8 protein-coding genes are annotated in these 7,014 nt (G+C 71.8%); 5 read left to right on the top strand and 3 right to left on the bottom strand.

Annotated features, from left to right (window positions below; genetic code table 11):
* Nucleotides 1-30: 30 nt before the first annotated feature.
* Genes AC3EVP_RS30785 through AC3EVP_RS30800 form a run of 4 tightly spaced genes read left to right on the top strand, consistent with a single transcriptional unit; the run spans nucleotide 31 to nucleotide 3,869 of the window.
* Nucleotides 31-978, top strand: coding sequence for an SDR family NAD(P)-dependent oxidoreductase (locus tag AC3EVP_RS30785; RefSeq protein ID WP_435135577.1), 948 nt, complete (start codon nucleotides 31-33; stop codon nucleotides 976-978).
* On the top strand, nucleotides 975-1,862 hold the full coding sequence (locus AC3EVP_RS30790) for an amidohydrolase family protein (RefSeq protein ID WP_435135579.1): 888 nt from the start codon (nucleotides 975-977) through the stop codon (nucleotides 1,860-1,862). The genes AC3EVP_RS30785 and AC3EVP_RS30790 overlap by 4 nt, the downstream gene beginning before the upstream one ends.
* Nucleotides 1,863-1,873: 11 nt before the next feature.
* The gene (locus AC3EVP_RS30795; protein WP_435135581.1) at nucleotides 1,874-3,355 is read left to right on the top strand and encodes an acyl-CoA synthetase; all 1,482 of its coding nucleotides are present in this window, start codon (nucleotides 1,874-1,876) and stop codon (nucleotides 3,353-3,355) included.
* Between the two features lie 46 nt (nucleotides 3,356-3,401).
* Nucleotides 3,402-3,869: a MaoC family dehydratase gene (locus tag AC3EVP_RS30800; protein ID WP_435135583.1), complete on the top strand. Its 468-nt coding sequence runs from the start codon at nucleotides 3,402-3,404 to the stop codon at nucleotides 3,867-3,869.
* A 134-nt stretch (nucleotides 3,870-4,003) separates the two neighbouring features.
* Here the strand turns inward: AC3EVP_RS30800 and AC3EVP_RS30805 are convergent, their stop codons facing one another.
* From AC3EVP_RS30805 to AC3EVP_RS30815, 3 genes are read right to left on the bottom strand one after another with little or no spacing between them, the layout of a single operon-like run.
* Nucleotides 4,004-4,924 (bottom strand): NAD-dependent epimerase/dehydratase family protein, encoded by a 921-nt coding sequence (locus tag AC3EVP_RS30805; protein ID WP_435135585.1) that lies wholly within the window; start codon nucleotides 4,922-4,924, stop codon nucleotides 4,004-4,006.
* Nucleotides 4,925-4,976: 52 nt separating this feature from the next.
* On the bottom strand, nucleotides 4,977-5,270 hold the full coding sequence (locus AC3EVP_RS30810; RefSeq protein ID WP_435135587.1) for a type 1 glutamine amidotransferase family protein: 294 nt from the start codon (nucleotides 5,268-5,270) through the stop codon (nucleotides 4,977-4,979).
* Nucleotides 5,267-5,914, bottom strand: coding sequence for a TetR/AcrR family transcriptional regulator (locus AC3EVP_RS30815; protein ID WP_435135589.1), 648 nt, complete (start codon nucleotides 5,912-5,914; stop codon nucleotides 5,267-5,269). Before AC3EVP_RS30815 ends, AC3EVP_RS30810 begins: the two co-directional genes overlap by 4 nt.
* 200 nt (nucleotides 5,915-6,114) lie before the next feature.
* Here AC3EVP_RS30815 and AC3EVP_RS30820 point away from each other — a divergent pair, with 200 nt between their 5' ends.
* Nucleotides 6,115-6,936: a MerR family transcriptional regulator gene (locus AC3EVP_RS30820; RefSeq protein WP_435135591.1), complete on the top strand. Its 822-nt coding sequence runs from the start codon at nucleotides 6,115-6,117 to the stop codon at nucleotides 6,934-6,936.
* The last annotated feature ends 78 nt before the right edge of the window (nucleotides 6,937-7,014 follow it).

Here is a 7,014-nt window from a genome sequence, read left to right on the forward strand (position 1 = left end):
CAACAATGGTTGCTCTTAACTTCGTTCCCCATGAGCGATGAACCCACTCCCCACCCCTCCCTCGATCTGGCCGGCAAGGTCGCCGTCGTCACCGGCAGCGGACGGGGACTCGGCCTCGCCTACGCCACCGCACTCGCCGGTGCCGGAGCGGCCGTCGTCGTCAACGACCTCGACGCGGAAGTCGCCGAGCGGGCCGCCAGGACCATCACCGAGGCCGGTGGCCGAGCCGTCGCCGAGGCCGTCGCCGTCGGCGGCAGCGAAGCCGCGGACCGCCTGGTCGCCCGCGCCGTCAGCGAGTTCGGACGCCTCGACGTCATGGTCACCAACGCCGGGATACTGCGCGACCGGGTGCTGTGGAAGATGACCGACGAGGACTTCGACGCCGTCATCGGCACCCACCTGCGCGGCACCTTCACCTGCGCCCGCGCGGCCGCGGTCCGCATGCGCGAGCAGGGCGACGGCGGCACCCTCGTCATGGTCGGCTCCCCGGCCGGGCAGCGCGGGAACTTCGGCCAGACCAACTACGCCGCCGCCAAGGCCGGCATCGCCGCCATGGTCCGCACCTGGTCCATGGAGCTGGCCCGCGCCGGCATCACCGTCAACGCGATCGTGCCGGTCGCCGCCACCGCCATGACCGAGACCATCCCCGCCTTCGCGCCCTACGTCGAACGCCTCCGGCAGGGGCAGCCGCTGCCCGACTTCCTGCGCAAGGGGGAGGGCTTCGGCACGCCCGAGGACTGTGCCGCCCTGCTGCCCTTCCTCGCCTCCGACGCCGCCCGGGACGTCACCGGCCAGTGCATCGGCATCGGCGGCGACCGGCTCACGCTCTGGTCGCACCCGCAGGAGAGCGCCGTCGCCTACGCCGACGGCGGCTGGACCCCGCAGGCACTGGCCGCCGGCTGGCACGGTTCGGTCGGCCGCGAGCCGCAGTCGGTCGGCATCCCCGCTCCGCGCATTCCCGAGGGGCAGCAGGCATGACCACCGGCCGGCCCCTCGATCCCGAAGAGCTCACCGCCATCGACGTCCACACCCACGCCGAGGTCTCCGCACGGGGGAACGCCTCGCTCTCGGCCGAACTTGACACGGCCTCGGAGGCGTACTTCAAGGTCGAGGGCAAGCGCAAGCCCACCCTCCCGGAGATGGCCGCCTACTACCGCGAGCGGAACATGGCCGCGGTCGTCTTCACCGTCGACGCCGAGCACGCCACCGGCACACCGCCGGTCCCCAACGAGGAAGTGGCCGAGGCCGCCGCGGCCAACCCCGACGTGCTCATACCCTTCGCCTCCATCGACCCCTTCCGCGGCAAGGCGGGCATCCGCCAGGCGCGGCGGCTGGTCGAGGAGTACGGAGTGCGCGGGTTCAAGTTCCACCCCAGCATCCAGGGCTTCTACCCCGACGACCGGATGGCGTACGGACTCTACGAGGTCATCGAGGAGACCGGCACCGTCGCCCTCTTCCACACCGGCCAGACCGGCATCGGCGCGGGTGTCCCCGGCGGAGGCGGAATCCGGCTGAAGTACTCCAACCCGATGCGTGTGGACGACGTCGCCGTCGACTTCCCGCATCTGAAGATCATCCTCGCGCACCCCTCCTTCCCCTGGCAGGACGAGGCGCTCGCGGTCGCCACCCACAAACCCGGCGTGCACATCGACCTCTCCGGCTGGTCGCCCAAGTACTTCCCGCCGCAACTGGTCCAGTACGCCAACTCCCTGCTCCAGGACAAGGTTCTCTTCGGTTCCGACTACCCCGTGCTGACCCCGGACCGCTGGCTCGCCGACTTCGAGAAGCTGCCCATCAAGGACAGCGTCAGGCCCAAGATCCTCAAGGACAACGCGGCTCGGCTGCTGGGACTCACCTCCTGAAGGAGCCTCACATGCGCAACGAGGGCATCGGGTCCTGGCCCGCCCGCCGAGCCCGGAAGACCCCGCACCGCACCGCGCTCATCCACGGCGAGCACCATCACAGCTACGCCGACCTGCACGAGCGCACCACCCGCCTCGCGCACGCGCTGCGCGCCGCCGGCATCCGCCGCGGCGACCGCGTCGCCTACCTGGGACCGAACCACCCAGCCTATCTGGAAACCCTCTTCGCCACGGGCATCCTCGGCGCGGTCTTCGTCCCCCTCAACACCCGCCTCGCCGCAGCCGAGATCGCCTACCAACTCCAGGACAGCGGCGTCCGGGCCCTGCTCCACGCGTCCTCGCTCGCCGGCCTCGTACCCGCCGAGGTCCCCTGGACCGTGGAGATCGGTCCGGTCTACGAGGACCTGCTGGCCGCGGCCGCCACCGAGCCGATCGACGAGACCGTCGCCCAGGACGAGCTCTGCCTCATCATGTACACCTCGGGGACCACCGGTCGCCCCAAGGGCGCCATGCTCACCCACGGCAACCTCACCTGGAACGCCGTCAACGTCCTGGTCGACCACGACCTCACCGCAGACGAGCGGGCCCTCGTCTCCGCCCCGCTCTTCCACACCGCCGGGCTGAACATGCTCACCCTGCCCGTCCTGCTCAAGGGCGGCGCCTGCGTCCTGGTGGAGTCCTTCGACCCGGCAGCCACGCTGGCGCTGATCGAGCGGCACCAGATCAGCTTCATGTTCGGCGTCCCGACCATGTTCGACCTCGTCGCGCGGCAGTCGGGCTGGGAGCAGGCGGACCTCTCCTCACTCCGCCTGCTCACCTGCGGCGGCGCTCCGGTGCCGGCCGCGCTCATCCACACCTACCAGCAGCGGGGCCTCACCTTCCTCCAGGGATACGGCATGACCGAGGCGGCCCCCGGCACGCTCTTCCTCGACGCCGAGCACGCCGTCAGCAAGGCCGGCTCGGCCGGCGTCCCGCACTTCTTCAGCGACGTCCGGGTGCTGGGGCCCGGGGGGCGGCCCGTTCCGGCGGGCGAGTTGGGCGAGGTCGTCGTCCGCGGACCGCACGTCGGCCCCGGCTACTGGGGTCTTCCGGAGGAGACCGCCGCCGCCCTCCACGACGGCTGGTTCCACAGCGGCGACGCCGCGCGGGTGGACGCCGACGGCTACGTCACCATCGCCGACCGGATCAAGGACATGTACATCTCGGGCGGCGAGAACGTCTACCCCGCGGAGGTCGAGGACGCCCTGCTCGCGCTGCCCGGCGTGGCCGAGTGCGCGGTGATCGGCGTCGCCGACGAGCGGTGGGGCGAGTCCGGGCGGGCCTTCGTGGTCCCGGCGCAGGGCGCGGCACCCGCTCCCCGGGAGCTGCTTGCCGCGCTGGACGGCAGGCTGGCCAGGTACAAGATCCCCAAATCGGTGGTGCTCGTGGACAGCCTCCCGCGCACCGCCTCAGGAAAGATCCTCAAGCGCCGGCTGCGCGAAGAACACCAGTAGCCGCACGGCAGCCGGCGCCCCCCTCCAAGAGCAAGGACCACCCGTCATGACCACGCCCTCCACCCTCACCGTCCACGGACTCGACGAGCTCAAGGCGCTCGCCGGCGCCGAGTTGGGCACCAGCGACTGGATCGAGGTCACCCAGGACCGTATCAACGGCTTCGCCGACGCGACCGGCGACCACCAGTGGATACACACGGACGTCGAGCGCGCCGCCGCGGGCCCCTTCGGCGTCCCGATCGCCCACGGATACCTGACGTTGGCGCTGTTCATCCCGCTGTTCACCGGCCTGCTGGAGGTCGAGGGCGTCAGTACCAAGGTCAACTACGGCCTCAACAAGGTCCGTTTCCCCTCGCCGGTCCGCGTCGGTTCCCGCATCCGCCTCGCCGCGCGCCTGGCGGCGGTCGACGAGGTCCCCGGCGGCCTGCAGATCACCGTCGACGGCACCATCGAGATCGAGGGCGCCCCCAAGCCGGCAGCGGTCCTCCAGAGCGTGTCCCGCTTCTACGCCTGAGCCCGCGGCCGACGCGGTGGCCGTCAGGGTGGCCGCCAGGGTCGTCTTGCCCGCACCGGGTCCGCCGGTCAGCGTCACCAGGACGGGACGCCCGCTCCCCCGGCTGTGCGGCTGCGGCTGCTCGCTCTGGAGGGTCATGCGCGGAGGAGGCGGGCGATGCCGTCGGGGTAGCTGGTGACCTGGAAGTCGGGGAAGCGGGCCGCGAACTTCGACGCGTCGAAGATGTTGTCCTGCCGGTAGCGCGGCAGGAGTTCCTCCGCTTCCCGGACCGCCGGGTTGACCAGCCCGCCGATCCGGAACGCCCACCCGGGGACGGTGGAGTAGCGGACGCGCCGCCCCAGGGTCCGCGCGGCGACGTCGATCATGCCCTGGTAGGTCAGGCGGTCCGGGTCGACCGGCAGATGCCAGGTCTGCCCGTAGGCGTCGGGCGTGTTGCCGATGAGGGCCATCGCCCGGGACGCGTCCGGGGTCCAGATCAGGCTGCGCCGGGCGTGGGCGTTCAGCGGCACCATCGCCCGCTTGCCGTGCCGGATGCGGTCGAAGACGGCCGAGTTGGTCAGGCTCTGGGTCTTCCCGGGCCCGTAGAACTCGGGGGCGCGGCAGATCACGGCCTCGACCGTGCCCGAGTCCATCGCGGCCAGCAGCTCCGTCGCGATCCGCGCACGCACCGCGGACTTGCGCCCGACCGGCGCGAACGCGGTGTCCTCGGTCTGCGGGCTCGACGTCCGCGGGTACATATAGGTGTTGTCGAAGAAGACGAGTCTGCTGCCGTGCTTGCGGCAGGCGGCGATCGTGTGCGCCATCATCGCCGGGAAACGCTGCTCCCACAGTCCCGAGTCCATCGGCAGCCCGACGGTGAGGTAGACGACGTCGCTCCCCGCCACCGCCGCGTCGGTGGCCTCGGCGTCCGTGAGGTCGGCGGCCACGAGCTGGTCGCTGTCGTGCACCTTGGCGGGGTTCCTGCTCACGAGCCGGATGTCGTGCGTGACGTTCCGGTACAGCTCGCGGGTGAGCTCTTCGGCGATCTGGCCGCCTGATCCGAGCACGGTCTGCATGGGGCGCAGCCTTTCAGGTCGATGTCCGGGGTGGCGGTGGCGGTGCCCGCCGTCAGAGCAGCGCGGCCACCTTGGCCGCCGTCGCCTTGGCCGATCCGGGGTTCTGCCCGGTGACCGGGTCGCCGTGCCAGGACCTGGCGGACGCGTCGTAGCTGGGGAACTTCAACGACTGCGGCTCCAGCGGGGACTTCCCGCCCGCGGGGCTGACGATCGTCTGCTCCAGGCCGTGCTGCTCGAAGATGTCGCAGGCGTGGGTGAGCTCGGACAGCCAGAGCCCGGTCGGGTGCGACGGATCGGCCTCGTAGTGGTCGACATTGCTGACGACGATCAGGATGCGGCGGCTCATGGGCCCTCGATTCCGGGCGGCGGGACGGGTCGGACGACAGGCGGGGCGGAAGGTGGGACGGCAGGCGGGGTGACCGGCGGGAGGACGGCGTCGAATGCCGCACGCACGCGCGCGTCGACCGCGGCGGGATCGGCCCGGGACAGCTTGCCGTCGAGGTGGAGGAAGGCCAGGCCGTGGGCGAGCGACCACCCGGCGGTGGCCAGGACGGCCGGATCGGACGCGGGGAAGAGCCCGGCCATGACCGCTTCGAGGTGGTCGTGCAGCGCACCGGCCGCGCGCACCCTCGCGTCGTCCTGGTCGTCGCACGCCTGCCCGAACATCAGCCGGAACAGCGCCGGCCTGCGCAGGGCGAAACGCACGTACCCGACGGCGAGTTCACCGACGTCGGCGGCCGACGTCGGGGCCGGCCCGCCCGAGGTGAGGTCGCTCAGCAGTTCACGCAGTCCGTGGACGGCCAGCGCCGATTCCAGCTCCTCGCGGTCGGCGAAGTGCCGGTACGGGGCTGCCGTGGACACACCCGCCCGGCGGGCGAGCGCGCGCAAGGAGAACGGCTCGCCCGCCTCGAGCATCTCCAGGGCGGCCAGGACCAGCGCCGCCCGCAGGTCGCCGTGGTGGTAGCCGGGTCTGGCCGGATTCGCCTCCATCGCCACCTCACAAAGTAAGCGCTGCTTACATTACCACAGCGGCGCAAGCGAAATGGGCATATAAGGACGAATCCGTCGGCATGGGTGAGCGCACGGACGTGCGTCCCCCGAGCCCGACACCGCGCTCGCCGATGTCGTCGCAGACGGTCCCGTAGCTTCTTGACCCTCACACCGTGTCAGGCGGTCAACTCGGAGACATCATGTTCACCATCGGAGACTTCGCCCGCCACGGCCGTGTCTCGGTCCGGATGCTGCGGCACTACGACGCGACCGGGCTGCTGCACCCGGCCCACGTCGACCCCGCCAGCGGCTACCGCCACTACACCGCGGCCCAACTCGCCCGCCTCAACCGGATCGTCGCGCTGAAGGACCTCGGGTTCACCCTCCAGCAGGTCCGGGACATCGTGGACGAGAAGGTCGGTGTCGCGGAGCTGCACGGCATGCTGCGGCTGCGGCGGGCCGAACTGGAGACCGCGGTGGCTGCCGCGGCCGCGCGGTTGGTCCAGGTCGAGGCGAGGCTCCGAGCGATCGAGAGTGAGGGGCACATGCCCACGAACGACGTCGTCATCAAGACCGTCCCCGCCGTCCGCGTGGCGGAACTGACCGCGACCGCCGCGAGTTTCGCGCCCGAGGACATCGGGCCGGTGATCGGTCCGCTCTACGACGAGCTGCTCCGGTGCCTGGGCGCGGCGGGCATCGCGCCGACCGGTCCGGGCATCGCGTACTACGAGGACGCTCCGCAGGGCGGTGGCGGGATCGCCGTCCACGCGGCCGTCCAGGTCTCGGCGCCGCTCCAGGACGGGACGTTCCGCGTCCTGGACCTGCCGGCCCTCGACCAGGCGGCGACCATCGTGCACCGGGGCTCGATGGACCGCGTGGTCCCCACCGCCCAGACCCTGGCCCGCTGGATCGACGCCAACGGCTACCGGTCGACGGGATACCCGCGTGAGATCACCCTGGAGTGCCCGGAGAACCGCGCCGAGTGGGTGACGGAACTCCAGACCCCGGTGGCGTGGGCCTGATCCGGCGCACCCCGGCCCGGGGGGGGGGGGGGGGGGGGGGGGGGGGGGGGGGGGGGGGGGGGGGGGGGGGGGGGGGGG

This window comes from Actinacidiphila sp. bgisy144, from assembly GCF_057708105.1.

Coding starts and splice junctions, on each gene's coding strand:
- AC3EVP_RS30785 (WP_435135577.1), top strand. CDS start 31: ATGAGCGATGAACCCACTCCCCACCCCTCCCTCGATCTGGCCGGCAAG.
- AC3EVP_RS30790 (WP_435135579.1), top strand. CDS start 975: ATGACCACCGGCCGGCCCCTCGATCCCGAAGAGCTCACCGCCATCGAC.
- AC3EVP_RS30795 (WP_435135581.1), top strand. CDS start 1,874: ATGCGCAACGAGGGCATCGGGTCCTGGCCCGCCCGCCGAGCCCGGAAG.
- AC3EVP_RS30800 (WP_435135583.1), top strand. CDS start 3,402: ATGACCACGCCCTCCACCCTCACCGTCCACGGACTCGACGAGCTCAAG.
- AC3EVP_RS30805 (WP_435135585.1), bottom strand. CDS start 4,924: ATGCAGACCGTGCTCGGATCAGGCGGCCAGATCGCCGAAGAGCTCACC.
- AC3EVP_RS30810 (WP_435135587.1), bottom strand. CDS start 5,270: ATGAGCCGCCGCATCCTGATCGTCGTCAGCAATGTCGACCACTACGAG.
- AC3EVP_RS30815 (WP_435135589.1), bottom strand. CDS start 5,914: ATGGAGGCGAATCCGGCCAGACCCGGCTACCACCACGGCGACCTGCGG.
- AC3EVP_RS30820 (WP_435135591.1), top strand. CDS start 6,115: ATGTTCACCATCGGAGACTTCGCCCGCCACGGCCGTGTCTCGGTCCGG.